At 70.4% G+C, this 26266-nt stretch carries 24 protein-coding genes and 1 pseudogene; 15 read left to right on the top strand and 10 right to left on the bottom strand.

The features are described from left to right. The first annotated feature begins 73 nt into the window (after nt 1-73). Nucleotides 74-538: a YdeI/OmpD-associated family protein gene (locus ACFC1K_RS09795; protein ID WP_375871454.1), complete on the top strand. Its 465-nt coding sequence runs from the start codon at nt 74-76 to the stop codon at nt 536-538. Between the two features lie 22 nt (nt 539-560). Here the strand turns inward: ACFC1K_RS09795 and ACFC1K_RS09790 are convergent, their stop codons facing one another. Next, nucleotides 561-1052, bottom strand: a complete 492-nt coding sequence (locus ACFC1K_RS09790) for a heme-degrading domain-containing protein (protein ID WP_375871453.1) — start codon at nt 1050-1052, stop codon at nt 561-563. A 324-nt stretch (nt 1053-1376) separates the two neighbouring features. On the opposite strand from ACFC1K_RS09790, the gene ACFC1K_RS09785 reads away from it, so the two are divergent. Then, entirely contained in the window at nt 1377-2801 is a 1425-nt protein-coding gene (locus ACFC1K_RS09785; RefSeq protein WP_375871452.1) for a DUF222 domain-containing protein, read from the top strand. Nucleotides 2802-2995: 194 nt separating this feature from the next. Here ACFC1K_RS09785 and ACFC1K_RS09780 read toward each other — a convergent pair whose 3' ends face one another. Together ACFC1K_RS09780 and ACFC1K_RS09775 are read right to left on the bottom strand one after the other, a co-directional pair. Next, nucleotides 2996-4726, bottom strand: a complete 1731-nt coding sequence (locus ACFC1K_RS09780) for a cation:proton antiporter (RefSeq protein ID WP_375871451.1) — start codon at nt 4724-4726, stop codon at nt 2996-2998. Nucleotides 4727-4870: 144 nt separating this feature from the next. Then, a complete protein-coding gene (locus ACFC1K_RS09775) occupies nt 4871-5893 on the bottom strand; it encodes a YafY family protein (protein ID WP_310288865.1) in 1023 nt (340 codons plus the stop codon). A gap of 61 nt (nt 5894-5954) precedes the next feature. Here ACFC1K_RS09775 and ACFC1K_RS09770 point away from each other — a divergent pair, with 61 nt between their 5' ends. Together ACFC1K_RS09770 and ACFC1K_RS09765 are read left to right on the top strand one after the other, a co-directional pair. Continuing rightward, nucleotides 5955-7013 carry an ATP-binding cassette domain-containing protein gene (locus ACFC1K_RS09770; RefSeq protein ID WP_375871450.1) on the top strand — a complete coding sequence of 353 codons (1059 nt, stop codon included), beginning with the start codon at nt 5955-5957 and terminating at the stop codon, nt 7011-7013. Then, nucleotides 7010-7804: an ABC transporter permease gene (locus ACFC1K_RS09765; protein ID WP_375871449.1), complete on the top strand. Its 795-nt coding sequence runs from the start codon at nt 7010-7012 to the stop codon at nt 7802-7804. The genes ACFC1K_RS09770 and ACFC1K_RS09765 overlap by 4 nt, the downstream gene beginning before the upstream one ends. Nucleotides 7805-7906: 102 nt before the next feature. Here ACFC1K_RS09765 and ACFC1K_RS09760 read toward each other — a convergent pair whose 3' ends face one another. Both ACFC1K_RS09760 and ACFC1K_RS09755 read right to left on the bottom strand, forming a co-directional pair. Continuing rightward, entirely contained in the window at nt 7907-9055 is a 1149-nt protein-coding gene (locus tag ACFC1K_RS09760) for a sensor domain-containing diguanylate cyclase (RefSeq protein WP_310288872.1), read from the bottom strand. 51 nt (nt 9056-9106) lie between these two features. Further along, nucleotides 9107-9253, bottom strand: a pseudogene (locus tag ACFC1K_RS09755) (PAS domain-containing protein); the annotation flags it as partial. A gap of 233 nt (nt 9254-9486) precedes the next feature. Between ACFC1K_RS09755 and ACFC1K_RS09750 the strand changes: the two are divergent. Further along, nucleotides 9487-9927, top strand: a complete 441-nt coding sequence (locus ACFC1K_RS09750; protein WP_375871448.1) for a MarR family winged helix-turn-helix transcriptional regulator — start codon at nt 9487-9489, stop codon at nt 9925-9927. A gap of 7 nt (nt 9928-9934) precedes the next feature. Here the strand turns inward: ACFC1K_RS09750 and ACFC1K_RS09745 are convergent, their stop codons facing one another. After that, nucleotides 9935-10279 (bottom strand): hypothetical protein, encoded by a 345-nt coding sequence (locus ACFC1K_RS09745; protein WP_375871447.1) that lies wholly within the window; start codon nt 10277-10279, stop codon nt 9935-9937. A 161-nt stretch (nt 10280-10440) separates the two neighbouring features. Here ACFC1K_RS09745 and ACFC1K_RS09740 point away from each other — a divergent pair, with 161 nt between their 5' ends. From ACFC1K_RS09740 to ACFC1K_RS09730, 3 genes are all read left to right on the top strand, one after another. Then, entirely contained in the window at nt 10441-11190 is a 750-nt protein-coding gene (locus tag ACFC1K_RS09740; protein WP_375871446.1) for an EAL domain-containing protein, read from the top strand. A 15-nt stretch (nt 11191-11205) separates the two neighbouring features. After that, nucleotides 11206-14238 carry a hypothetical protein gene (locus tag ACFC1K_RS09735; RefSeq protein WP_375871445.1) on the top strand — a complete coding sequence of 1011 codons (3033 nt, stop codon included), beginning with the start codon at nt 11206-11208 and terminating at the stop codon, nt 14236-14238. Nucleotides 14239-14332: 94 nt separating this feature from the next. Continuing rightward, nucleotides 14333-14851 carry a hypothetical protein gene (locus ACFC1K_RS09730; protein ID WP_375871444.1) on the top strand — a complete coding sequence of 173 codons (519 nt, stop codon included), beginning with the start codon at nt 14333-14335 and terminating at the stop codon, nt 14849-14851. Between the two features lie 154 nt (nt 14852-15005). Here the strand turns inward: ACFC1K_RS09730 and ACFC1K_RS09725 are convergent, their stop codons facing one another. Both ACFC1K_RS09725 and ACFC1K_RS09720 read right to left on the bottom strand, forming a co-directional pair. After that, entirely contained in the window at nt 15006-15368 is a 363-nt protein-coding gene (locus ACFC1K_RS09725; protein ID WP_375871443.1) for a hypothetical protein, read from the bottom strand. After that, complete coding sequence (locus ACFC1K_RS09720) at nt 15365-16981, bottom strand: PspC domain-containing protein (protein WP_375871442.1); 1617 nt, start codon at nt 16979-16981, stop codon at nt 15365-15367. The genes ACFC1K_RS09725 and ACFC1K_RS09720 overlap by 4 nt, the downstream gene beginning before the upstream one ends. A 115-nt stretch (nt 16982-17096) precedes the next feature. Here ACFC1K_RS09720 and ACFC1K_RS09715 point away from each other — a divergent pair, with 115 nt between their 5' ends. Together ACFC1K_RS09715 and ACFC1K_RS09710 are read left to right on the top strand one after the other, a co-directional pair. Next, nucleotides 17097-18392 carry a PspC domain-containing protein gene (locus ACFC1K_RS09715; RefSeq protein WP_375871441.1) on the top strand — a complete coding sequence of 432 codons (1296 nt, stop codon included), beginning with the start codon at nt 17097-17099 and terminating at the stop codon, nt 18390-18392. Then, nucleotides 18385-19065: a response regulator transcription factor gene (locus tag ACFC1K_RS09710; RefSeq protein ID WP_310288893.1), complete on the top strand. Its 681-nt coding sequence runs from the start codon at nt 18385-18387 to the stop codon at nt 19063-19065. The genes ACFC1K_RS09715 and ACFC1K_RS09710 overlap by 8 nt, the downstream gene beginning before the upstream one ends. A gap of 36 nt (nt 19066-19101) precedes the next feature. Here ACFC1K_RS09710 and ACFC1K_RS09705 read toward each other — a convergent pair whose 3' ends face one another. Together ACFC1K_RS09705 and ACFC1K_RS09700 are read right to left on the bottom strand one after the other, a co-directional pair. After that, nucleotides 19102-19416 (bottom strand): LysR family transcriptional regulator, encoded by a 315-nt coding sequence (locus ACFC1K_RS09705; protein WP_310288896.1) that lies wholly within the window; start codon nt 19414-19416, stop codon nt 19102-19104. Beyond that, nucleotides 19406-20101, bottom strand: a complete 696-nt coding sequence (locus ACFC1K_RS09700; protein ID WP_310288898.1) for a GntR family transcriptional regulator — start codon at nt 20099-20101, stop codon at nt 19406-19408. The genes ACFC1K_RS09705 and ACFC1K_RS09700 overlap by 11 nt, the downstream gene beginning before the upstream one ends. Before the next feature lie 193 nt (nt 20102-20294). Here ACFC1K_RS09700 and ACFC1K_RS09695 point away from each other — a divergent pair, with 193 nt between their 5' ends. From ACFC1K_RS09695 to ACFC1K_RS09675, 5 genes are read left to right on the top strand one after another with little or no spacing between them, the layout of a single operon-like run. Next, complete coding sequence (locus tag ACFC1K_RS09695) at nt 20295-21245, top strand: amidohydrolase family protein (protein WP_375871440.1); 951 nt, start codon at nt 20295-20297, stop codon at nt 21243-21245. Further along, a complete protein-coding gene (locus ACFC1K_RS09690; RefSeq protein ID WP_375871439.1) occupies nt 21242-22312 on the top strand; it encodes a sugar phosphate isomerase/epimerase family protein in 1071 nt (356 codons plus the stop codon). The genes ACFC1K_RS09695 and ACFC1K_RS09690 overlap by 4 nt, the downstream gene beginning before the upstream one ends. A gap of 7 nt (nt 22313-22319) precedes the next feature. Next, a complete protein-coding gene (locus ACFC1K_RS09685) occupies nt 22320-23771 on the top strand; it encodes an FAD-binding oxidoreductase (RefSeq protein ID WP_375871438.1) in 1452 nt (483 codons plus the stop codon). Beyond that, nucleotides 23768-24838 carry a sugar phosphate isomerase/epimerase family protein gene (locus ACFC1K_RS09680; protein ID WP_375871437.1) on the top strand — a complete coding sequence of 357 codons (1071 nt, stop codon included), beginning with the start codon at nt 23768-23770 and terminating at the stop codon, nt 24836-24838. The genes ACFC1K_RS09685 and ACFC1K_RS09680 overlap by 4 nt, the downstream gene beginning before the upstream one ends. 41 nt (nt 24839-24879) lie before the next feature. Then, nucleotides 24880-26163, top strand: coding sequence for an ABC transporter substrate-binding protein (locus ACFC1K_RS09675; RefSeq protein WP_375871436.1), 1284 nt, complete (start codon nt 24880-24882; stop codon nt 26161-26163). The last annotated feature ends 103 nt before the right edge of the window (nt 26164-26266 follow it).

Raw genomic sequence — 26266 nt, 5'->3', positions numbered from 1 at the left:
CGCGGTCATCCGGGGATCGGGGATCCATGGATAGGGACTTCTCGTTCGCGGGCGCCGGTGAAAGGCTTCGGTCATGAGCGCTGAGCGACGCTTTCGAACGGTGGTGGCTGTCGATCGACGAGGACGCACCATCGTGCCGGTCCCGTTCGACCCCGACGAGGCCTGGGGTGTGAAGTCGCGGCATCCGGTGCGCGGCACGGTCGGCGGTTGCGCCATGCGTGGCAACGTCGAGAAGCACGACGACGTCCCCGCGATCGCGCTCGGGCCGACGTGGGCCAGGGTGCCGTTGCCGGACGGCGCCGAGGTGGAGGTCGTGCTCGAACCCGAAGGTCCGCAGCGGGCCGACCTCGCCCCCGACATCGCCGCCGCGCTCGACGCCGCGCCCGATGCGGGGGCGTTCTTCGACTCCCTCGCGCAGTTCTACCGCAACGCTTGGCTGCGGTGGATCGACGCGACCAAGCGCAGTCCCGAGCAGCGGCCGGTGCGCATCGCCGAGATGGTGCGGAACCTGCAGGAGGGGCGCAAGATGCGTCCGTAGATCCTGCGGGGCTTTGGTCTCGTCACGCGTCGGCGCGCGAGATATCGGCGAGCCAGGCGCGCAGGTGCTCGACGACGAACGCGTGGTCCTCGGCCTGCGGGAGGCCCGAGACGCCGACGGTCCCGACGACGCCGACGCCTTCGATCGTGATCGGGAACACGCCGCCGTGCGCCGCGTACTGCGTGGTGTCGAGGCGGCCGTCGGTGTCGAAGTCGCCGCCCGCGGCGCGGAACGCCAGGCCCACGCCGAACGACGAACGGCCGTAGCGGCGGGCGACGCGCGTCTTGCGCTCGAGCCAGCCGTCGTTGTCGGCGCTCGATCTCGGCAGAGCGGTGTGGAACACCCGCGCCTCGCCCAGCGAGATGCCGATCACGATCGGCAGGCCGAGGGCCGCTGCTTCCTCGCGCATGCGGGAGCCGAGAGTCCAGGCATCCGTCACATCGAAACGCGGGAGAACCACCTCGGCCTCGTCGGCTTCGACGCGGGCGAGCAGGGCGGCGATGTCGTCTGTCATGGGACGAACGTACCCGCTGGGCGGTTGCGCTCAACGAGCCGAGCAGAACTCCGCCCACCGGTCGTCGAGCGAAGGGCGCTCTGGCGCCCGCAGACGAAACGCCATGAGTATGCGGGGGTGTTCGGGCGGGGTACGGGGTCGGGGTTTGCGTCTGCGTTCACGGTGCCTCGTCTCACCCGTTCTTCGGTTCCGCGGTGGAGGGCTCGGCGCTGATTCCTCCCCAAGTAGTCGTGACTCGGATGGATTCGAGGTTGTCCACAGAATTGCCGCTGACCAGCGCTTTAGGTCCGCGTGAATGTCGGTGGCCCTCGGCAGAATTGGGGTATGAACTTCCCGCTGACGGACCTCCGGAACATCGCCGATCTGCTCGGCGACGCGCTCGGTGCGTCGCTCGGTGGTGAGGCGCAGCGGGGGTTGTCGCACGGCGAGTTGGTCGCCGCGTTGGGTGTCGTCGAACAGGTGGGCCGGTTCACGGATGCTGCCCGGCTGGCGCTGGCCGGAGAGGTCGGCCGGCGTGCCGACTCCGAGTTCGGCGACGACCGGATCACCGCGCAGTTCGGGTGCGGGTCGGCGCAGGAGCTGGTGGAGCGCATCACGGGGGTGTCCGCGGCGACCGCGCGGGCACGGTTGCGGGACGCGAAGGCGGTCACCGGTCGGGTGACCTTGACCGGGCAGACGCGCCCGGCACCCCTGGAGCACGCCCGGGCGGCGCTGGCTGCCGGGCGGCTCTCCGCGGACGCGTTGAGCACGATCGTCGACGCGCTGCGGCCGTTGCTGGGCCGGTGCACGGTCGACGAGATCGCGGCAGCGGAGGGCGAACTCGTCGCCGCCGCCGTCGGCGCCGGCGGGGAGCCGGGGTGTGGGATCCATGAGTTGAAGGTGATGGCGACCACGTGGGCGCTGTACCTGGACCCGGACGGCACGCTGCCGGACGAGGAGTACGCGCAGCGGGTGCGGGGGATCCGGATCAGCCGCCGCGGGTACCGGGGGCTGCGGCGGATCTCCGGGGATGTCACCGCCGACGTCGCCGCACAATTCGACCGGCTGCTGGACGCGCACCTCAACCCTCGGGTGCAGGACCGCGGCCTCCGGTTCGTCGATGTCGAGACGGAAGGCGCGTCGGACGAGGCGGCGGAGCGGGTGGGCGATCCGCGGACGGTGGACCAGAAACGGCACGACGCGTTCGCGTCGATCCTGACCGCCGCGGCCGGCGCGGCCGCGACGCCGACACTCGGCGGGGCGGCACCGACCCTGATCGTCACCACCACCGCCGAGGACCTGGCCGCCCCGGAGGGGGTGGCGTTCGTGGAGTCCGCGGGCGGTCCGGTGCCGGTGCCGGCATCGTTCGCGCGGCATGTCGGCTGTCACGGCACCATCCACCGACTCTCCCTCACCGACACCGGCGCGATCAAAGCGCTGGTCGTCGAGGACCGGGTGTTCAACCATTGGCAGCGCAAAGCGATCGGCGCCCGCGACGGCGGCTGCATCATCCCGGGCTGCACCGTCCCGGCCGCGTGGTGCGAGGTGCACCATGTCGTCGACTGGGCCAACGGCGGCCCGACCTCCGTCGACAACGGGGTGCTGCTGTGCTGGCACCATCACCATGGCATCGAGACCAGCGGATGGGAGATCCGCATGATCGACGGCCTGCCGCAGGTGCGACCACCCGCCTGGATCGACCCGCACCGACAATGGCGCGGGCCCAACCGGCTCCTGCTGCACGAACTCAGACGAGCCAGGTCCGCCTAGACCACCCCGCTCGCTCGACCCCCATCGCCGACACGGCGCAAGGGCGACACCGCGTTGCCCAGCAACGACCCGGGTCGACGGGGCGAGAGCGTGGGTGCGTGGGGTTCGGAGTTGCTCAGACGTTCGGGGCGTTTCGTCTCGCTCGTTCCTCGTTCGCTCAACGACCGAAGGTCGAGGACGGGGAGCGCTGCGGGTCAGTGGTCGCCGCCCTGGCGCGACAGGCGGGTCTCCTCGAGGTCGAGCATGGCCTGCGCCTCGGCCAGCACTCGGGAGGAATAGACGCCCTGCGCACGCAGCTCCAGCAGGCGTTCGCGCTCCGCATCGACGACGGCGAGGCGCACCTCCCGGTACCGCTGATGGGGCATCTCGCCCGGCTTGCGCACCACGCGCGCCCGCTCCCAGGCAGCCTCCGTACTGAGGAACGACGCCCGCCTCACGCGTTCGATGACATCGGGGTCGATCGGGGCGGTGGTGGCAGCATCCGCCTCTATCTCGTCCAATGTCTGGAGGCCGACGTTGCTGATGTCTTCGAGGAGGGACGCGAGCTCCCGGCGGTCCTCCTGCGCATCGATGCCCTGCACGTTGAGCAGGCGGATCAGCCACGGCAGCGTGCCGCCCTGCACGACGATGCTCACCACCGCGACGGTGAACGCGATGAGGATCAGCTGCGGCCGATACGGCGTGTTCTCGGGGAGCGACTGCGCGGCGGCGAGCGTTACGACGCCGCGCATGCCCGACCAGCCCAGCACGATCCCGCCGCGCCAGTCGATGTGCTCCTGGCGCTGCTGCTCGAGATCGGCGCGCCGGCGCTCGTAGTCGCGCTCGAGGCGATCCCGGGTGCGGGCCTGCCGCACCGTGCTGACCGGGTGACTCCGGTAGTAGTACAGGGCGAGGAGTGCGTGGTACGTGCGCTTCTCGGTACGCTCCTCGCGCTTGCCGAGGGCGTAGACCATCGGTCCGATCCACAGGAAGCGGATCACGATGAGGGCTGCGGTCGCGAGCAGGCCGATGAGGATCGCGTCGCCGACGCTGAGCACGGTCGGGTCGACGTGATCCACGAGCGTGCGGATCTCGAGGCCGATGAGGAGGAACACGCCGTTCTCGAGGAGGAACTGGATCGTGCGCCAGTTGATGCGGTCGCTGATCCTCGCCTGCGCGCTGAACTTCGTGGGCGCCGCATGGCCGGTGTAGAGGCCGGCGACGACGACCGCCATCACCCCGGACGCGCCGAGCGCCTCGGCCGGCGCGAAGGCGACGAACGGAACAGCGATCGACAGCGCCGTGTCGAGCACGGGATCGTTGAGCTTGGAGCGCACGAACACGGTGACATATCCGGCGACCAGGCCGATCGCGACCGCCACGACGACGGCGTAGACGAAGTCGACGACTCCGGCCCACGGCGTCGTGAGACCGCCCACCGCCGCGGCCGCGACCGCTGAGCGCAACAGCACCAGTGCCGTCGCGTCGTTGAGGAGGCCTTCGCCCTCGAGCACCGTGAGCAGCCGCGGCGGAAGGCCGAGTCGGCGGCCGATCGACGTCGCCGCGACCGCATCGGGCGGGCTGATGACCGCTCCGAGCGCGATCGCGGCGGCGAGGTTGAGATCGGGCAGCAGCGAGAACAGCAGGAAGCCCGCCGCGAACGCGGTCACGATCACCAGGACGACCGACAGGCTCGCGATCGACCCCACATTCCGGCGGAAGTCGGTGATCGGCACACTGATCGCCGCCGCGTACAGGATCGGCGGCAGCACCCCGTCGAGGATGATCTCGTGCGGCACCTCGATGTCGGGCACGCCCGGCAGATACGACAGCCCCACACCCACGACCACGAGGATGATCGGCGCCGCCACGCCCAGCTTCTTGGAGAACGCGGCGACCGCCACGATGACCGCCACGGCGATGACCGCGTAGATCCCCAGCTCCATTGGCCCAGCCTATTGAGCGACCCCAGAGTGGCGGCGTCGTGTGTCGATGGATGAGACGCGGGTGGATGCTGCGGACCGGCGTAGCTCGTCGGTCCGGGGCGTGTCGTCTCGCTCGCTCAACGACCCGGGGACGAGGGCCCAGGCTCAACCCGGCAGCTGACGCTCCCTCTCCCGCGCCCGCTGCGGCGGGACCGGAGGGGCGGGTGCGTCCAGGGCTCGCAGCATCCGCTCGAGCGTCTCGCGTAGCTCTTCCCGCGCCGGCGACGGCAGGTCCGTCGTGTACTCCACACCTGCCGGGATCCAGGTCAGGCCGTACATCGTCTCGCGGAAGTCCGAGCCGCCGACCGGCCACCGGGTGTGCGTCGCGTCCTCGGCCGTCGCACCCTGACCCCACTGGCCGAAGTAGTCCCGCATCTCGTCCAGCGGCAGCTCCATCACGGCGTCTGCCTCGACCGCCTGCCGCGCCCACGAGCGTGCGACGAAGATGAACTCCTCGATCTGCTCCGGTGTCAGGGGCTTCGGCTCGAAGAGGACGCGCGTGTGTGCGACATCCGCCAGCCGATCCACGCGGAACGTGCGCCAGTCCTCCTTGTCGAGATCCCAGCAGAGCAGGTACCAGTGCCGGTCGGCGGGTGCGAGGGCGTGCGGCTCGACGCGGCGATGCGTGACCTCGCCCGATGCCGCCGTGTACGTGAAGCGCACGCGCTCGTGATCGCGCGTGGCCAGCGCGAGCTCGCCGAGCACTTCGCCCGACACGGCTGCTCCGGCGTTGAGTCCGGCGGGCTGCACGGTCTCAGCCAGCGCGGCGACGCGGCGGCGCAGGGGAGCGGGCAGCACCTGTTCGAGCTTCGCGAGCGCGGTGATGGTCGTCTCAGGACCGCTCACGAGCCGCTGGGATGCTGCCACCCGCAGCCCGATCGCCATCGCCACCGCCTCTTCATCGGTGAGCAGCAAGGGTGGCACGGCACTGCCGGCCTCGAGGCGGTAGCCGCCCGCCGCACCCGGGATCGACTCGATGCGGTAGCCCAGCTCACGCAATCGTTCGACGTCGCGCCGCACCGTGCGCTCGGTGACGCCCAGCCGGTCGGCCAGTTCGGAACCCGGCCAGTGCCGATGAGTCTGGAGCAGGTTGAGCAGCGACAGGGCTCGGGTGGTGGTGTCGGACATGCGAGAAGAATCTCATGGATCGCGGACAGGATCTGTCCGCATCCGCTCCTACCTTGAGGGCATGGCGAACGAATCGATCATCCAAGCGCAGGGTTTGACCAAGCGCTTCACCGTGAAAGGCAAGACCGTCGAGGCCGTCACCGACCTCGCGTTCGAGGTGGGGCGCGGCGAGCTCGTCGCGTTCCTCGGACCCAACGGCGCCGGCAAATCGACCAGCCTGCGCATGCTCACCACCCTCATCCCGCCGACGTCGGGCACGGCGCGGGTCGTCGGCTTCGACATCCTGAAGCAGCCCGCAGATGTGCGCGCGCGCATCGGCTACGTCGGCCAGCTCACGAGCGGCAGCTTCTCGCAGCGCGCCCGCGACGAGCTGCTGAGCCAGGGCGCGTTCTACGGAATGTCGAAGGCCGCAGCACGCACGCGGGCCGACGAGCTCATCGAGTCGCTCGATCTCGCCGGCTTCGCGACGCGGTCGGTGCAGCAGCTGTCGGGCGGGCAGAAGCGCCGCCTCGACGTCGCGCTCGGCCTCATGCACGCGCCGCCGCTGCTGTTCCTCGACGAGCCGTCGACCGGCCTCGACCCGCAGAGCCGCGCCAACCTGTGGCAGCACATCATCGACCTGCGCGCGAAGTACGGCACGACGGTCTTCCTCACGACGCACTACCTCGAGGAGGCCGACCGCTACGCCGAGCGGGTCATGGTCATGGACAAGGGTCGCGTGATCGCCGACGACACCGCGGCCCGACTGAAGGCGGAGCTCGCGGGCGACGTGCTCACGTTCGGCTTCGCGGACGAGACGGATACCGCAGCCGCCGTCGCCGTGGTGCAGCGGCTCACCGAGCGCGAGGTGCGGCGGGTCGAGGCATCCGTCGTCCTCACGGTGCCGGAGGGCGACGCGCTGCTGCCCGCCGCGGTGCGGGCGCTCGACGCGGCCGGGCTGATGGTGCGGACCGCGACCGGGGTGCCGCCGACGCTCGACGACGTGTTCCTGGCGCTCACCGGCCGCACGCTGCGCGAGGCCGGTGAGGGTGAGGGCGAACCCGAGGAGAACGCGGATGCGGCGGCTGCAGCATCCGGAACCGCCGAACAGGTGGCCGAGACGACAGGAGCGAAGCGATGAGCACACAGATCGAGACCCGGCCCGACACGGCGGTGCGGGCGAACCCGGCGCGAGACACCTGGAACGTGCTGACGCGCGAGCTGAAGCCGGTGGTGCGCGACCCGTTCACGCTGATCTTCAGCCTCGTGCAGCCGCTGGTGTTCCTCGGGCTGTTCGCGCCGCTGCTGGTCGGCTCGTCGGGCGCGCCCGTGGGGGAGACGCTGCAGTGGTTCGTGCCGGGCGTGCTCGTGATGATCGTGCTGTTCGGCACCGGCGCGACCGGGTCGAACCTGCAGTACGAGATGATGACGGGCTCGCACGAGCGCACGCTGGTCGCGCCGCTCGCGCGGTCGTCGCTGCTGGTCGGACGCGCGCTCAAGGAGATCGCGCCGATCGTCGTTCAGGCGGTGATCATCGTGCTGATCGCGTGGCCGTTCGGCTTCACGATCAACGTGCCGGGGCTCGTGATCGGGCTCGCGCTGCTCGCGGTGTTCGGGGTCGGGCTGGGGTCGCTGTCGTACACGCTCGCGCTGAAGACCAAGGACCGCGAGTGGCTCTTCTGGGGCGTGCAGCAGACCCTGATCTTCCCGCTGCTGATCCTCTCGGGCATGCTGCTGCCGCTCGACGAAGGGCCGGCCTGGATGCGCGCGGTGTCGACGGTGAACCCGGTCAACTGGGTCGTGCAGGCCGAGCGCGCGCTGTTCGCCGGCGACCTCGGCGCGGTCGAGGTGCTGTGGGGCTGGGTCGCCGCGATCGTGCTCGCCGTGGTCGGGCTGGCCGTCGGGATCCGCGCGATGCGCAAGAGCAGCTGACGGATGACGGATGCTGCGGACCCGGCGTTCCGCGCCGGGTCCGGGGCGTTTCGTCTCGTTCGTTCCTCGCTCGCTCAACGAGCGGGGATCGGCATCGGTGGTCTACTGCAGGATGGCGGACGACGCGTGGTGGGCGACGGCGACGCGGTCTCCGCCGGCCATCTTCGCCTCGTACATGGCGTGGTCGGCGGCGCGGATGAGCTGGTCCATGACCGGAGCGCCGTCGTTTCCGACGGTGACCACGCCGACGCTCGCGGTGATCGACAGCACCGGAGGAAGGTCGGCGTACGGCTCGGCGATCGCGGCGCGGATGCGGTCGGCGAGCGCTGCGGCGTCGCCGACGCTGTCGACCGCGGCGACCGCGATGAACTCGTCGCCGCCGAATCGCCCGAGCACATCCGATTCACGGATGACCCCGCGCAGGCGCTGCCCGATCTCGTGAAGGAGCGCGTCTCCGGCGGCGTGCCCGAGGAGATCGTTCACCGCCTTGAAGCCGTCGATATCGATGAAGATCACGGTCAGCGCCGAGTAGTCCTGGAAGAGGGTGCGGGTGACGTCCTCCTCGATCAGGCGCCGGTTCGGCAGCCCCGTCACCTCGTCGTGCATGGCCGCGCGACGCAGGGTGTCTTCGAGGCGGATCCGCGCGATCGCCTGGGCCGCCTGATTGGACAGCGCCTCGGCGAGCGGAACGGCTTCTTCGTCGAACTCCCGGGGGTGGTCGAAGAAGCAGACCATCGCACCGACCGCATCGCCGTGGGACCGCATCGGCGAGGCGATCGCCGCATGCACGCCGCCGGCGCGATAGATGTCGCTCATGCCGACTCCGGGCACATAGGAGTCCGCATGCTCGGGCGAGCGCACGATCAGCACCTGCCCGCCGAGGAAGGTGGTCGTTCCGGCCGGCCGGAGGTCTGCCGGCCAGTGGGCGGCGAGCGGGTTCACGCCGGCGACCTGAACCAGCCCGTCGGGCCCGCCGATGTGCACGCTCACCGCGCTCGCGGCGAACGCCCGCTGCGCCACGTCGACCAGGAGTTCTGCCGCATCGGTCTCGGACCGCACATTGCCGAAGCCGACCGCCGCGTTGAGAAGGATCTGCAGCCGCTGCCGGCCGCGTTCCGTCTTCGCCTCCGCGCCCTGGAACCCGAGGTTGAAGGAGGACCGGGTCGACACGTCGTAGACGGCGATGCGCTCCGCACCGCTCTCGTCCTCACCGAGGGAGCCGACCACCACGGGGCGGACGACCCCGGACACGCCATGAAGAGTGGCATCTGTCGGGCGCTCCCCGTCAGCGGACGCCAGTGGCATGCGCAACGTGAGGAGCGTTTCGAGCGGCCTTCCGATCACGTCGTCCCGGTCGCAGCCCATCCACTCGAGCACTTGCTGATTCGCGTCGAGAATCGTCGACTGGCGATCGACAGCGATCAGCCCGCAGATCGCGAGATTCAGCATGGGAACCTCTTGACGTGGGGTGTGGTCAGGATGCGGCATCCGATCGGGGCGTCTCCGTGGATCACGGTGCCTCCTGGCTTCTGAATCGAGGCGATGGTGTGGGCGGAACGGGGAACGACATCTCGCCTGCGGGTGGGATCAGTTTAGTCGATGCTTCGAAGAATTAGGTAAGTATTCTAAATTTTCGCCAACTGACTATTCTGATCTCGAAGCGATGGGGGGAGAATGTCGGTATGGCGAACGACACACCGGCGCTGACCCTCGGGGTGGCGCTGCGCCGGTACCTCGATGCGCGCAACGCCGCGCTGGTGGCCGCGCGCGCCAGTCTCGGCATCACCGACATCGATGCCCGCGCCCTGTTGTTCGTGGTCGGCAACCCCGGGACGCGGCCGACGGCGTTGCGCGAATACCTCGGCATCACCTCCGCGGGAGTGACGACGCTCATCGATCGGCTCGTGAGCCGCTCTCTCGTGCGACGCGATGTCGACCCGACCGACAGGCGGGTGAACCGCATCACCGCCACCGTCGATATGGGCGAAGACCCCTGGTCTGCCCTCAATCGGTTCGACGACGACTTCGACGTCGCCGTCGACGCTGCCGATCAGGTCATGGTCGAGAACTCGACCGCGTTGCTCGCCGCCTTGACCGCGGCGACGGTGGGCACGCGGCACTGAACCCTGCTCAGGCGACGTCGGTGCCCTGATACGCCTGCGACCTCGCCTCGAGGAACGCGCACAGCTCGGAGACCGCAGCCAGCTCGGCGGAAAGCTCGAGCAGCCCCGCGGCGTCGAGCACGAGGCTCTCTTCGCGGGGCTCCATGGTCGCGACCCATCCGATGGCATCCTGCGTGGCGGGCTGGATGAACACGCCGGTCGGAGCGTGACCGAGCCGGAAGGCCACCAGACCGGTGTTCGCCCCGCCATCGCCGTCCTGCACCATCACACGCGCGGAGTCCGCCAGCGGCTTGCCCTGCGCCCGATACTCCGCGAGCCAAGACTCCAACGTCTCCAGATTCCGAAACGCCATCGCGACCCTCTCCCTGCATCTGCGACGACAAAAGTATAAGGATCGGGGGATCCGTCCTTGAAGACCTCGCCACGAACGCGTGGCGGAGACGGACTTTAGCCGATCCTCGCTCGTCCTGCGTCTGCTTGCGATCAGGGCACTTCGCAGGGCTGACTTGAGGGATGCCCACCACTCCTGGAGACCTCGCGGATGATCTGGCGGCCGCCGTCGGCGGTCCCGAGATCTTCGCCGTCTACCAGCCGCAGGTGTCGCTGGAGAGCGGATCGATCGTTGCGGCCGAGGCGCTGTGCCGCTGGCGGCACCCGCGGCTCGGTGACATCGATCCCGTGACGATGATCGGCGTCGCCGAGCAGAGCGGAGTGATCCACGCGCTGGGGCGGCGAATGCTCGACGAGTGCCTCGACACGCTCGCGGGATGGCGCGAGACGGGCCGCGACTGGGCCGTCGCCGTCAACGTCTCGCCGATGCAGTTCGCGGACGAATCGTTCGCCGATCACGTCGCCGGCGAGTTCGAGCGTCGTGCGCTCGCGCGCGGCTCCCTCGTCTTCGAGCTTCCCCGCGACCTGCCACCGATCGGCGATGATGCGGTGCTGTCGCGACTGCACCTGCTTCGCGAGATCGGCGTGGAGTTCTCCCTGGCCGGCTCCGGTGACGAGGCTCCCTCGCCGGAACTCCTCCGAAGCCTGCCGGTGACAGAGGTGAAGCTGCCGGGCGAACTGGTGCGAGCCGCTGAGCGACCCGCGCCGGCGTGGTTGCGCGAGCAGGTCGAGGTCGCGCACGCACACGGTCTGCGCGTGGTCGCGGAGGGCATCGAGACCCTCACCCATCTCGACACCGCGGTCGAGCTCGGCTGCGATCGTGCGCAGGGGTTCCTCATCCGGCAGCCGCACGAAGAGATCACGCTCCCGTAGATCTAGGATCAAGGGATGACGACGGCGCGACGGCGAGGCATCCTCGCTGTCGTCACCGCGATCATCCTGCTGGCGCTCGGCGCCGGGGTCGCGTTCGCCGTCGGAGACGCGCTCGGCATCCGCACCGAGCCCTCGGCCCAGATGGAGCCGCAAGCCCCCGTGGTGCCGACGGTCGCCGAACCCGTCCTCCCGCCTTCCTTCACGTTCGACGCCCCCGATACGGAGCGCGTGTCGGTCGCGCTGGAGGAGTTGACGGATGCTGTGACCGCAGCATCCGGAACCTCCGGCGAAGCCGTGCTCACGGTGCGGATCGACCCGACCCTCGTCGCGACCGACGACGCGTACGCCATCGAGGGGGACGCCGCCGCGCTGCTCATCCGCGCCGGAAACGAAGACGGCGTCACGCGCGGCATCTACGACATCAGCAACCAGATCCGCGCCGCCGCCTCCCTGACGGACCTCGTCGGAGAGCACGAGGCGTCGCGCCTGCCGCTGCGCATGACCGACCTCGGCGCGGTCGGCGTGATCCCCGATCCTGCCGAGTGGGAGTCCGGCGACGACTACTCGCACGCGTCGAAGGCGTTCGCCGCGGTCATGCAGCCCGAGCCGCCGTACGTCGACGAGACTGCGCTCGCCGCCGCGTTCGACGACTTCGACGGGTTCCTGCGGCACTCGCTCGCGAACGGGTTCAACGCCGTCGCGTTCCCCGGGTTCGTCGAGTACGTCACGTTCGACGGGGCACCCGAGGGACCGGTCTACGCCGACGGCGACGACCATCGCGACAAGGCGCTCGCCCTGCGCGACGCGTACGCGCCCTTCTGGGAGCGTGCCGACGAGCTCGGCATGAAGGTGTTCCTGCGGACCGACATGCTCGCCCTCACCGGTCCGCTCGAGCAGTACCTCGCCGACGAGTTCGGCTCGCTCGACACCGAGAACCCCGAGCTCTGGAACGTGTACACCGCCGGCCTCGACGAGCTGTACGACGCGGTGCCCGCGCTCGACGGCGTGCTCATCCGCATCGGCGAGGCGGGGCCGGTCTACGACGTGGGCGGCTGGGACTACTACTCCGCGCTCGAGGTGACGTCGGTCGACGCCGTGCGCACGATGCTCGAAGCGTTCACGGCGCAGGCCGAGGCATCCGATCGCGAAGTGATCTTCCGCACGTGGTCGGTCGGCGTCGGCGCCGTCGGCGACATGCACACGAACTCCGCGTCGTACGAGGCGGTGCTCGGCGGCATCGACTCGCCGGCACTCATCGTGTCGACGAAGTACACGCTCGGCGACTTCTACACGTGGCTGCCGCTCAACGACACCCTCGAGCAGGGCTCGCAGCGGCGCATCGTCGAGTTCCAGAGCCGGCGCGAGTTCGAGAACTTCGGCGCGTTCCCCAACGACCTCGGCCCGCAGTACCAGTGGGCCCTTCAGCAGCTGCTCGCCGCCAACGACCAGGTCGAGGGCATCTGGGTCTGGACCCAGGACGGCGGCCCGTGGCGCGCCGGACCCATGAGCCTGTACCTGAAGTCGGGATTCTGGCAGCTGTACGAGCTGAACACGCAGCTCGCAGCATCCCTCGCCCAGAATCCTGAGGCCGACGTCGCCGGCATCACCGCGGCCTGGGCCCGGGAGTACTTCTCCGAAGACCCCGCCTCCGTCGAGGCGATCGTCGAGGCGATGACGCACTCCCGCGACGCCATCGCCCAGGGCATGTACGTGCCGCAGTTCGCCGAGCAGCGCGTGTTCGCGATCGGGCTCGAGCCGCCGCCCATGATGTGGATCTTCGAGTGGGACATCCTCACGGGCGACTCCGCCGTGCTCGATGTGCTCTATTCGATCGTCCGCGACGGCGGTTCCGGTGGCGTCGAAGCGGCGATCGGCGACGGCGCCCAGGCTGTCGTCGCGGTCGAGCAGATGCGCGATCTCGTGTCGGACACGGATGCTGCGAGCTGGCGCTCGTCCGAGATACGGGCCGCGTTCCTCGACACGCTGGACTACGAGCTCGACACCCTCCGGCTGCTCGAGTCGTATCGCGCGATGATCCTGCATCAGGGTCAGTGGCACGACACGCTCTCGCCCGAGGCGCACGCGCAGTGGGATGCCGACCGCGTCGCGTACGAGGAGCGTGCGGCCGAGCATCTCGCGAAGTACGAGGGCAACCTCGACTACCCCGCCTTCAACCTCACGGCCGCGCAGCTCGGCGTCGAGCGCGCGGTGCGCGACGAGCCCATGGCATGGATCGCTCGTGTGCTGCTCGTGCTCGCCCTGGCGTGGGTCGTGATCGGCATGCTCGCGGCGCGCACGCGCCTGGTCGCCAAGCCCGGCGCCGCGGCGGCGCGAGCGACGTGGATCGCGTCGACGAGGCCGTGGCGGGCGCGCGAATCCACTCTCGGCATGCTGGAGCTCGACCGGTGGCTGCTGCTGATCGTGCCGGCGGGCCTGCTCGTCGCGACGCGCGCGGTGCAGACGTCGTTCCTCTCGTGGACGCACCTCGCCGTCATCATCGGCGCCTGGGTCGTGTTCGCGCTCGTGCTGCGCCTCTTCGTCTGGGAGCGCTCGCCGTGGCCGGTCATCGCGGCGGTCGGCGGGGTTGTGATGCTGCGCTGCATCGTCACGCTGTTCGCGCTCTCGTTCACGGGCCCGGGCGGGTACTGGTTCGCGTTCTGGACCGACCCGCTGCTGCGCACCGTGTACATCAGCATCGCGTTCGCGCTGTTCGTGTGGGTGTTCGTCGCGGCCGGCTGGGCGCTGTCGGCGCAGGTGCGCGCGCGGCGCGCGACCGGGTACGTGCTCGCCGCGGTCGGCGCCGGGCTCCTCGTGCCGGCGGCGGTCGTCGGGGCGATCGGACTCGAGACCGCGCTCACGCTGTGGAACGACGAGATGGGTCTGCTGCCCTGGGGTCTCGCCCGCATCCTCGGCATCACGACGTACCTCGAGATCCCTTCCGTGACCCCGTGGGCGGCCGCCGCGTTCGGTGGGGCGCTGCTCATCGTCGGCCTGCTGCTCGCGGTGCCGTGGCGACGGCGGCGGGGCACAGCATCCGGTCCCTCCTGAAACGGGGGAGTGCACGGTGTGCGCGTGGTCGGACCACACGTTTCGGAGGAGTACTTTAGAAACATCCCCGAAACAATTCGAAGAGGTATTCACCATGCGCTCACGAAGCACAGCACTCCTGTCCATCGCCGCCGTCTCCGGCCTTCTGCTCGCCGGCTGCGCGTCCACCGCCAGCCCCGAGCCGACGTCCTCGTCGGCCGCCGACTCCATCGTGAAGTCCTCGGTCACCGAGCCCGCCGCCGCCGGTGAGCGCGTCGGAGCCGACGGCACCGAGCTCGAGGTGTGGAGCAGCATCGTCCCCGACGAGAGCGCCGCCGCCACGCTCGACGAGCCCGCCGAGGGCAACCAGTGGGTCACCGTCAACGTCGCCCAGTGGGTGTCGGAGAAGGGCCAGTCCGATGTGGATGTGGCGCCCGTCCTGCGCTCGACCACGGACGAGTCGTTCTCGGCCGACGCGGTCTCGCAGCGCTCCGTCGAGGTGCCCATGACGCCCGAGAAGTCCTACACCTTCGTGTGGAGCTTCCAGGTTCCTGAGGACCTCGTCGACACCGAGACTCTCGTGGTCTGCGTCGGCTCGGGCGACGAGGGCTGCAGCAGCCTCGTCGCCGAGTGATCGTCAGGCGTCGGTCGCCCCACGGCCGGCGCCTGATCCACCGCGTGCGCGCCGTGTGCCTTCGGGCACACGGCGCGTTCGCGTTCAGGCGCGCTCTGGCCGCTCACCTGTCACGAATTGCCGGTTGGGGTGGCGCTTCGTGACAGGTGAGCAGTCAAGCGGTCGGGGGAGAGGATGCTGCTGCCCTCGGCCCGCGCTGCAGGCGGCGGGCGATGCCGACCAGGCCGCCCACGAGCGCGATCGCGCCGCCGGCGAGCAGGAGGTAGGCGACGATCGCGGGCGGGGAGAGGGAGACGACCCAGTCCGCCACGGCGTCGCGACGGCCCGCGTCGACGGTGACCCAGAGTGCCGTCGCGGAGATCGCCGCGAACACCAGACCCCAGATGATCGCCGCCCAGCGCGTGCGCGGCGCCGCATCAACCGCAGGGCCGGTGACGGGCTGCTCGGCAGGCGCCGAGGGGAGAGGAGCCATCAGCACGGGCGGCGTCAGGTCGAGGGTGGGGTTCGTGTCGGTCATCGCTGTTCCTCCGGTACGTAGACGGTCACGTAGACGGAGCCGAGTCCCTGCTCCAGCACGATCTTCTGGCGGGTGGCAGGGTCGCCGGCGGCCGCGGTGTTGCGGGTGAACCACGACCACTCCGACGTCCCCTCTTCGCCGGGGCGCAGGGTGACGGGCACGTCCTCGACGGCGTTCGACCGCGGGTCGAGGCGCTGCACCTCCACCCGGCCGGCGCCCAGCCGCGCCTCGATCTCCACCGCGGTGCCCGGGTTCACCGTGATGTAGGTGACACCGGTGCTCTTGCGGATCGTGATCGTGCCGGCGTCGACGTTCTCGTCCTCCGAGAGGGGCAGCACGGTGATGTCGGTGCTGCCGAAGGGCTGCACGATCGTGGTGGGAACGGTGCTCGTGCCGAGACCCACGTTGCCGAGCACGAAGCTGCGGGGGCCCGAGGCGATGGCCGTCACGACGCCGATCGTCACCAGCACGATGGCGACCGCGGTGAGGAAGCCGCTGCGGCGACGCGCGATGCCGGCGACCACCATCGCGAGGCTCACGACGATCGCGGCGGACAGGATGCCGATGGCGGCCGCGAAGCCGGCCAGCGTCGGGTCGCCCAGGGCGATCAGCACGGTCAGTGCTCCGGCGACGATCGCGGCTCCCAGGGCCGTGACGACGAACACGAAGCTCGTGCGCGGACGGGTCGCGCGGCGCACGCGACGGCGTTCTTCGGCCTCGGCGGCATACACCGCGCCGTGCGCGTGTCGTTCCCGCCGGGCCTGTTCGCGGGCGGCGCGGGCCGCGTCCTGCTGGCTGCGACGCCACGCGTCGTTCTGCACCCGCCACTCTTCCTGGCTCGCGCGCCAATCGGCGCGCCAGTCCGCCGCGGCATCGCCGGCGTCGGGAGCGGGAGCGGGGACCATCTCCGGTCCTGTCGCGGATCCGGCCGGCGCCCGACCGGCCGGATCCGCGATGCCCGCGGCGTCGGCCGCGAGAGGGGAGGCCGCGTCGACACCCGAATGCGACGCGACCGGGGCGGGCGGCGCGGAAGCCATCGGCGCACCCGCCCGGGAGGGCCGGCCGGCCTGAGCCGCCCGGACGATGAAGTACACGGCCGTGCCGATGAGCGCGAGGGCGAGGATCACGCCGATGCCGCCGAACGGCGAGCCGAGGTCCCAGATGCCCGAGCCGTCCCACGCCCACGGTGCGAACCCGGTGAGCGCCCACAGCGGCCACATCAGGATGTTGCGCAGCCACGGCACGACGGGGACGAACCCGACGACGGCCAGGATGAAGACGCCGGTCATCGCGGAGTCGTAGCGGCCCTGGAAGAGCTCGCGCAGGTGGATGCGCCCGCTCGTGTCGGGAAGCAGCGCCCACGCGATCGCATAGACCAGGAGCGCCGGGAATCCGAAGAGCGCCACCACGACGAAGATGCCGCGCACGATGATCGGGTCGATCCGCAGGCGCGCCGCGAGGCCGCCGCACACGCCGCCGAGCCAGCCGTCGGCCCGGACGATGCCGAGGCCCTCCACCCACGAGAAGAACCGGTCCGTGCCGCTCGGCAGCCCCGGAGGGGCGGTCGGCGGAGGTCCCGGGTCGGTGGGGGGAGCGGTGGTCGTGTCGGTCATGGTTCCACCCTGGCGGCCTCCGCGAGGGGCTCGCTATGGGGTGATCCCCTGACGCGTCCCTGATCTCCGCTCGGGATCGTGGCTCGGGGTCTGGCACGATGATTGGATTGTCGGCATGCCCCTCCCCACGACTCCGACGCACGCCGTCGCGGGTATGGCGCCGCTTCCGACAGCTCCGGGCCGTCCGCCGCTGCGTCGTCCGCGTGACTGCGCCGTCTCCGGAGTCTCGGCGGGACTCGCCCGCCACCTGGGCTGGCCGCTGTGGGTCGTGCGCGGCGCGTTCGTCGCGCTGACCGTCGTGTGGGGTGCCGGCGCGCTGCTGTACGCGTGGCTGTGGGTGTTCGTGCCCTGGGACGACCCGCGGACGGATGCTGCGACCGAGGCCGCACCCGTGCACGACGTGCCGACACGCCGAGTGCCCGTGGCCTGGCTGCTCACCGGAGCCGCGATCGCGGTCGCGCTGGTGACGGTGGCTGCGATCGCCCTGTTCGGGGCGAACGGCGTCGGCTCGACGTCGCTACCCGGATGGGTGGGAGGCGTGGTCCTCGCGACGGCGCTCGCGGTCGCGGCCGGCGCCTGGGCGACGCTCGTCGACCGGCGTGACCCCGCGCGCGGCCCGCGGCACGAGAACGTCGTGCGCATCGTGGTGACGGTGGCCCTGATCCTGCTGCTGCTCACGCAGCTCTCGGCGCTGCGGCAGACCGGCGTCGCGGGGTTCGTGATCGCGCTGCTGCCCATCGCGGGGATCCTGCTCGTGTACTCGTCGATCCTCGTGGACCGCTGGCGTGAGCTCTCGGGGGAGCGCGTGCGACGCATCCGCGAGGAGCAGCGCGCCGAGATGGCCGCACACCTGCACGATTCGGTGCTGCAGACCCTCGCCCTGATCCAGAACCGCGCCGGTGCATCGAGCGAGGTCGCACGCCTCGCCCGCGCTCAGGAGCGCGAGCTGCGCGCCTGGCTCTACGACGGCGACGCCCCCGCCGACAGCGATCTGCCGACGGATCTTCGCGATTACGCCGCCGCGCTCGAACTCGACTACCCGGTGCGCATCGACGTCGTCTCGGCGGGGCTTCCCGCGGAGCGCGCGAGCGGCGAGGTCGCTGCCGCCTCGCGCGAGGCGATGCTGAACGCGGCCCGCCACGCCGGAGGCGACGTGTCGGTCTACATCGAGGGCAACGCGAACGCCGTCGACGTGTACGTGCGCGACCGCGGCCCCGGGTTCGACCTCGACGACGTCCCGGACGACAGGCTCGGCATCCGTCAATCCATCCTCGGCCGCATGCGCCGGGCGGGCGGCTCGGCGACCATCCGGCGGGGAGCGGGCGGCGGCACCGAGGTGCACCTGCGCTTCGCCGCGACTCCCTCGCCCGACGCCGGGCCCGCATACTCCTGGGAGGGGAGCCGTGGCTGAACGCACCGTGCGCGTCGTGATCGTCGACGACCACTCGATCTTCCGCTCGGGTCTGCGCGCCGACCTCGACGCGTCTGTCGAGGTGGTCGGCGAGGCGGCCGACGCAGCGTCTGCGGTGGCCGTCATCGAAGCGACGGCCCCCGACGTCGTGCTGCTCGATGTGCACCTGCCGGCCGGGGCGGGCGCGTCATCGGGCCCCGATGCGGCCGGTGGCGAAGCCGTGATCCGCGGGGCGGCTCCGTCCGTGCCCGCCACGCGGTTCCTGGCGCTCAGCGTGTCGGATGCCGCCGAAGACGTCGTGCGCGTCATCCGCGCCGGCGCCCGCGGGTACATCACGAAAGGGTCGTCCGGCGCGGAGGTCAGCAGCGCGGTCCACGCGGTCGCCGACGGAGACGCCGTCTTCTCACCGCGCCTCGCGGGCTTCGTGCTCGACGCCTTCGGCGCCGCCGTCGGCGAGACCGCGACGACCAACGACGAGCTCGACCGCCTGTCGTCGCGCGAGCAGGAGGTGATGCGGCTCATCGCCCGCGGCTACGCCTACAAGGAGGTCGCCGCCGAGCTCTTCATCTCGATGAAGACCGTCGAATCGCACGTCTCGGCGGTGCTGCGCAAGCTGCAGCTCTCGTCACGGTACGAGCTCACCGCCTGGGCGTCGGCGCGCCGACTGCTGTGAGGAACCGGATGCCGCGGGCCGCAGCATCCTGTCCGCTCAGTCCGCCGTGCGAACGGCGTCGACGCCCTGCTGCGCGGCGCAGACGGCCTTCTCGGCGTGCGGCAGAAGGCGACGCCCGTGATCGGTGAGCGCGAATGCGCGACCGCCGCGGTGGATGAGCGTGGTCTCGAGTTCTCTCTCGAGGCGCTGGATCAGAATCGAGATCGCCGGCTGCGTGACGTGTAGTCGTTCAGCAGCTTTGGTGAAGCTCCCGAGGTCGGCCGCCGCGACGAATGCCTGCAGCTGAGCGAGGGAGGTGCCGCCGACGGCCGCCCGAGAGGCCGCACTGCCGACGGGTGGTTCAGGACTCATCGCCGAACATGATCTCGTGGCAGAGGCGGCGGCTCGTGTCCACGTGTCGCAGTGCGACATCGGCCGCCGCGTCGCCGTCGCGCTTCGCGAGGGCCTCGACCAGCTCCCGATGCTCGGCGAGCAGGATCTCGGGTGACCGGTTCTGGCGGAGCACCCAGTGGAGCCGGCCCTCGAGCGGCTCGAGGGTCGACGCCAGGATGCGGTTGTGCGCCATGCGCGGGACGGCGTCGTGGAAGGCCTGATTGAGCTCGGCGATAGCGCCGAGGTCGCCCCGCGCGAGCGCCGCATCGGCCGCGTCCGCGATGGCTGCGAGCGCCCGGATCTCGTCGTCGGTCGCCCGCGCGCTGGCCAAGCGCGCGCACTGCACGTCGAGGGCGACGCGCACGTCGAACAGGTCGTCGACGTCCTCCTTCGCCAGCACCGTGACGATGACGCCGCGCCGCGGCACATCCTGAACGAATCCCTCGCCCTTGAGAAGCGTGAGCGCTTCGCGCACCGGGACGCGTGAGACGCCCATCTCCTCGGCGAGCACCCGCTCGACGAGGCGGTCCCCGGGCGCGAAGTCGCCGCGGACGATCCGATCGCGAAGGAGATCCCTCACCCGCTCGCGCAGCGGCAGGTGCGTCGCTCCGATCGTGGACGTGGCGTCGATCGCCGTGCGTGCGGCTGGGGTCTCTGGGGTCATTTCTCTCCTCGGGGAGTAGCGCCTCCCTGACTGTTGTATACGGCATACCGCCCCAGGTCGAGTCGGTCTGAGAGGTATAAACACCGTCGATACGCAACATAACCGTCATGCGCTTGGTGGATATGGCGACGTCTTTTCGCTTGCTCGTATGTTGTATACCAACTTGCTCGTCAACGAAGATCGGAGCTGTCGGATGACTCTCATCGACGTCCACCACCACCCCACGCTGCCGGGACTCATCGCCCACCAGGAGCGTCGCGGGCTCCCGGTCTTCCGTGGCGGCCCCGCGTGGAACCCCGAGATCGCGCTCGAGCAGATGGCGATCACCGGCACCACGATGTCGGTGCTGTCGGTGCCCGCGGACCTGTCATGGGCGGGGGGCGATCTCGCCGCCGTGACCGACGACCTGAACGATGAACTCGCCGACATCGTGCGGGATTCGCCCAGCCGTTTCGGCGCGTTCGCCACTCTTCCGCTGCCCGACCCCGACCTCGCGACTGCTCACGCCGTCGCAGCCCTCGACAGCGGCCGGTTCGAGGGCGTCGCGATGCTGACGAGCTACCAGGGCGCCTACCTCGCGCAGCCCGAGTACACGGGCCTTCTTCAGGAGCTCGACGCCCGCGACGCCGTGGTGTTCATGCACCCGATCCTGGTGTTCAACGCACCGGCCGGCTTGCCGGGACCCTTGCTCGAGGGGACGTTCGACACGACGCGGGCGGTCACCGCGCTCGCCGCGGCGAATGTGTTCGAGCGCTTCCCGAGGGTCCGGTTCATCTTCCCGCACACGGGCGGAATGGTGCCGTACGTCAAGTGGCGCATCGCGATGCACGCTCTGCAGGGCGGCGACTGGAACGTGGCGGTGACAGCCGAGGGCCTCGAGGCCGAGACCCGCAAGCTCGACGGCCTCTACTACGACACCACGCTGAACCTCGGGCCTCTCCTGCAGCTCGAGCGCACCGACCGCATCCTGTTCGGCACCGACGTGCCGTGGGCGAACGACTCCATCCTGCCGCTGGAGCGCGACTACGCGACCCAGGTGCGTGACGGGTGGTCGGCCGAGCAGGTCGCAGCGGTGTCGAGCGGGAACGCCCTCCGCATCCTTCCGCACGCCGGCCGCCGCCTCGGCGTGGAGGTGCCGGCGTGACGCGCATCGGCTCCGACATCAGCCTCGTCCGGGTCGGCGATCTGTGGGGGCACGGCCCGGCACTGCTCGACACGCTGCACGCGCAGGGTCTCGAGGGCGTCAACATCCGCACGCTCACCGATCTGTCGCCCACGCTCGACAAGGGGGAACTGGATGCGTTCCGGCAGCGCGCGGACGAACTCGGCATGTACGTCGAGATGGGTGTCGGAAAGATCAACCCCTACATGACCGCGGAGCTGCCCGAGGTGCGCGCCCTGGGGGACGGTGACTTCATCGCCGGCATGGAGCGCATGTTCTCCGCGTGCGCCGAGATGGGCTGGACCACACTGTGGACGGCGTGCGCAGGCGTCAAGGAGTACGCGGCACCCTACGACACCGATCGCGCCCGTCGGGAGGCGCCGTGGCCCGACCAGCTGCGGGCCATCAGCAGCCTCGTCGACAAACTGCTTCCCGCGTTGCGGCACTACGACCTCGTGCTGGGCATCGAAACGCACGAGGAGATCACCACCCGCGAACTCCTGCGTATCGTCGAGGGTGCGGACGATCCGCACGTCGGCATCTGCCTCGACCCCGCGAACCCCATCGCCCGGGGGGAAGACCCGCGCGCCGCGGTGGAGCGCGTCGCTCCGTACGTCGTCAGCACGCAGCTGCGCGACATCCGTGTCTTCCCGTCTCCCGACGGCGATGGGCTGACCCGGTTCCTGCGCCCGTGCGGCGACGGGCAGCTGGACTGGAGCGAAACGCTCGGCATCCTGCTCGCGGCCAACCCGGCGCTGAACCTCACCATCGAGGGCGTCGGCGGCTGGTCGGGTCGTAGCGAAGTGCCGGTCTCGGACGCGTTCTGGCAGAGCCTGCACCCCGAGCTGAGCGACGCCGAGCTCGCCGCGCTGCAGGAGCTCGGCGCGGAGTCCGCGCGGGCCGCCGCAGACGGCCGTGAGCCGTCGTTCGCCGAGCTCGACGTCTTCCAGCCCGACCAGCGCGCTGCGCACGACGCCTTCATCGCCCGGTCCGCCGCACATCTTCGCTCCGTGCTCGCCGAGCTCGCAGCATCCGTCCCCTCCCGATAGGAGCAACATGTCCTCGACCCTCACGATCACCCCGATCGAGCAGCTCGCCGACGCCGTCGAGTGCGATGTCCTGTACCCCGGCTCCTCGGAGTACGACCTCGCGCGCCGCCTCTGGAACGCCGACATCGATCGTCGCCCCGCCGCCATCGTGCGCGTGCGCAACGCCGAAGACGTGTCGGCAGCCCTGCGCTGGTCGACGGCCCACGGCTACCCGATCACGGTTCGCAGCGGCGGGCACAACCTCGCCGGCACGGCCGCGATGGACGGGGCCGTCCAGATCGATACGCGTCTCATCAATGACATCGAGATCGACCAAGATGCCGGCCTCATCCGCGTCGGCGGTGGCTGCAACTGGGGCCAGGTCGACCGTGCGTGCGAGGGGACCGGTCTCGTGGTCCCCGCCGGCGTGGTGTCGCACACCGGTGTCGCGGGACTCACGCTCGGCGGCGGCTTCGGCTACCTCGCGCGTCAGCACGGCGCGACCGTCGACCACCTCGAATCGATCGAGGTCGTCGTCGCCGACGGCAGCATCCTCGACGTGAGCGCGACGTCGCACCCCGACCTGTTCCGCGCGATGAAGGGCGCCGGCCACAACTACGGCGTCGCGACGCGGTTCACGTTCCGTCCGCAGCGGCTCGCGGGCCTGGCGACGGTGCGCCTCGCGCTCTTCGCCGCCGACGACCGTCGGGCGATCATGCAGCGCTTCGCCGAGCGCGGCATCGGGATGCCGTCGGAGGTCGGGACGTACCTGCGGCTCTACCGGGCGCCCGAGTTCTGGAGCCAGATCCCCGCCGAGCACCGCGGCCGGCCGATCCTCTCGCTCGCGACCATCCGCTACGGAGACCCGGCGGACGAGCCGGCGGCGACCGCGCCGATCTTCGAGGGCTTCACGCCGATCTATCTCGACGTGCGCACGATGCCGCACGTGACGCTGCAGCACCAGACCGACGACGAGTTCCGTTACGGCCTTCGCCACTACTGGAAGCACACGTTCATCGAGGAACTCACCGACGACGTGATCGACACGATCATCGAGCAGTCCGACGTCTATCCGGGCCGTGCGCTGAACTCCAGCGCGTTCATCTCGCACCAGGTGATGTGCCCGTTCGAGATCATCGCCGGCCCCGGCACGGCGCGTGCGGGTCACGACGACGCGCTGCCGACGGGTCGCGTCATGAATTACTCCGCCAACATCGGGGCGGATTGGGAGTACCCGTCCGAGAAGGCTCCGCTGGTGGAGTGGGCCCGCGGGTTCTCGGACGCGCTCGCGCCCTCGAAGCGCGGCACCTATATCAACTTCGCGTCGGTGCAGGGTGATGACGAGGTGGCCAAGGCGGTCTACGGCGCGAAGTACGAGGACCTCGCCGCGACCAAGCGCCGTTACGACCCCGAGAACGTCTTCCGCCGCGGCCTGGTCGACCTGTCGGACCCCGGCGACGACAAGGGCGCCGACGCATGAGCCGGATCCGGGTCGGCACCGACTCGACGAAGCTGCCCGGCGCGTTCACGCACGACGCGCACTGGGTCATCGAGCGGGTCGCCGAGCTGGGGCTGGACGGGGTGTTCTTCCGCGACATCCTCGATCTCAGCCCGACGCTCGATGCCCGGGAGCTGGCCGACATCGCAGCCGCGGCCGCCGAGCGCGGCCTCTACCTCGAGGCGGGGGCCGGCAAGGTCAACCCGTTCGCTATGCCCGAGGACGCGACGACACGTGGGCTCGGCGACGGTGACTGGCTCACCGGCATGCGCCGCAAGCTCGAGGCGGCCGCGGGGTGCGGGATCAGGGAGGTGTGGGCCGCGACGACGAACTACCAGTTCCGGCTGCGCGGACTGCGCGCCTGCGACCGCTTCCGCACGGATGTGTCGTGGCCCGAGCAACTGGCCGCCACGGCGCGCGTGCTGGGGATGCTGCGCCCCGCGCTGCTCGATCTCGGGCTTCACCTGAATCTCGAGACCCACGAGGAGATCTCGAGCTTCGAGGTCGTCCGCCTCGTCGAGGAGTCCGGCCCGGACTCGTTCGGGATCACGTTCGACTCTGCCAACGTAGTGGTCCGGGGCGAGGACCCGGTCGAGGCCGCCCGCCGCGTCGCCCCGTACACGCGCCAGACCCATCTGCGCGATGTCGTGGTCGTCCCGAACCAGCACGGCATCGGGCGCCTCATCACGCCCATCGGCGAGGGAGTCATCGACTGGGACGGGATGCTGAATGCCTTGGCGTCCGCGCCGGCGCGGAACTACTCGATCGAGGGGCTCTTCCCCGGCATGCGCGAGGACCCGGGCACCGAGATGTCGCTGTTCGTCGACCACCCGGAGTGGCGCGCCTCGCACATCGACCTGAGCGACGCCGAGCTGGCCTGGGCACGCGATCATGCGGACGCGTTCGCCTCGGCAGGCGACATGCGCGCGACCGAGGCGCGCCTGCGCGCGACGGTGACCGGCGACGCGGCGACGAACTTCATCGTCGACAGCGCGCGCGTGCTGCACGACCGCTTGCTCGACCGTGCGCCGCGCCCGGTCGCGGTCTGACACCTGAACCAACCCGAAACACCCGAATGAAAGGCAGAACCATGGCACGCAAGCAGGTCCGACGAAGCACCCTCGTGCTCGCCACGAGCGCCTCGGCGGCGCTCCTCCTCGCCGGCTGCGCCGGCTCGGCCGACGCCGGCGACGGAGAGGAGCCGCAGACGATCACGTTCGCCTACTCCATCGCAGCCGACGCGCAGGACTGGTACGAACAGCTCGCGCAGAGCTACATGGACAGCCATCCGGGCGTCACCATCGAGATCCAGAAGTACGGTCTCGACGGCTACCCGTCGCTGCTGAACACGCAGCTCAACGCCGGCAACGGCCCCGACGTGTTCTACACCCTGTCGGGCACCGGCCAGAACCCGTCGGTCGGGCCGCTCGCCGAGGCAGGTCTCGTCCTGCCGCTCGACACCGAGGTCCTCGAAGAGGCGCTGCCCGAGGCCGTGCAGGCGGGCTGGGTGTTCGATGGCACGTTCTACGGGGTGCCGACGTCGGTGCAGGTGAACGGTCTTGTCGTGAACGGACCGCTCGCGGAGGAATCCGGCATCGACTGGACCGCCGAGACCTCCGTCGAGGACCTCGCGGCGCAGTGCGGCGACGCCGCCGACGGCGGCCTCGCGGTGCTCGGTCTCGCGGGTGCGGTACCCACGGCCCCGGCGATCACGGCGCTCGGTTTCGCGGCCAGCACGGTGTACGGCCCGGAGCCCGACTGGAACGACCAGCGCGCTGCCGGCGACACCACGTTCGCCGCGTCCGATGGCTGGAAGGACGCGCTGCAGGCCATCAAGGACCTCTACGACGCCGGGTGCATGCAGCCCGGCGCGGAGGGCGCCGGCTTCGACGCCCTCACCAACGGCGTCGCCGGCGGCACCATGCTCGCGTTCGCCGCGCCGAGCAGCGCGACGGTGACGCTGTCGAACGCGTCGGGCGGCGCGCTGAAGATGGACGTGCTGCCGATGCCCGCACCCGATGGCCTCGACCCGAAGATCCTGCTCACCAGCACCGACGGCATCGCGGGTAACGCCAAGACCGAGAGCCCCGAGCTCGTCAAGGACTTCATCCAGTGGTCGGCCGAGCCCGAGCAGGCGGCCATGATGGCCGAGATCCAGGGCACGCTTCCGCTGGGCGGCGATACGGCCGACCTTCCGGAGGCCTACCAGAGCTCGCAGGAGCTGCTCACCGCCGAGGGCACGCGTCCTTACCCGCCTGTCGATTGGCCGAACGGCGCGGTGTTCGACGCGCTCGGCACCGGCGTGACCGGCATCCTCACCGGACAGCTCACAATCGAGCAGGTTCTGAAGTCGATGGACACCGCCTGGGGCTGATCCACCCGGGGAGAGGGCGCGGCGACGCGTCCTCTCCCTCACCCGTTCGCCTGCACAGCCGACAGAAAGCTCCGACATGCCACCGGCCCGCACACCGTTCCCC

The sequence above is a fragment of the Microbacterium sp. NPDC056057 genome (assembly GCF_042266945.1).
Taxonomy (GTDB): Bacteria; Actinomycetota; Actinomycetes; order Actinomycetales; family Microbacteriaceae; genus Microbacterium; species Microbacterium trichothecenolyticum_C.
Note: the sequence above shows the minus strand (reverse complement) of the source record. Positions and strands in the feature narration are given on the sequence as shown.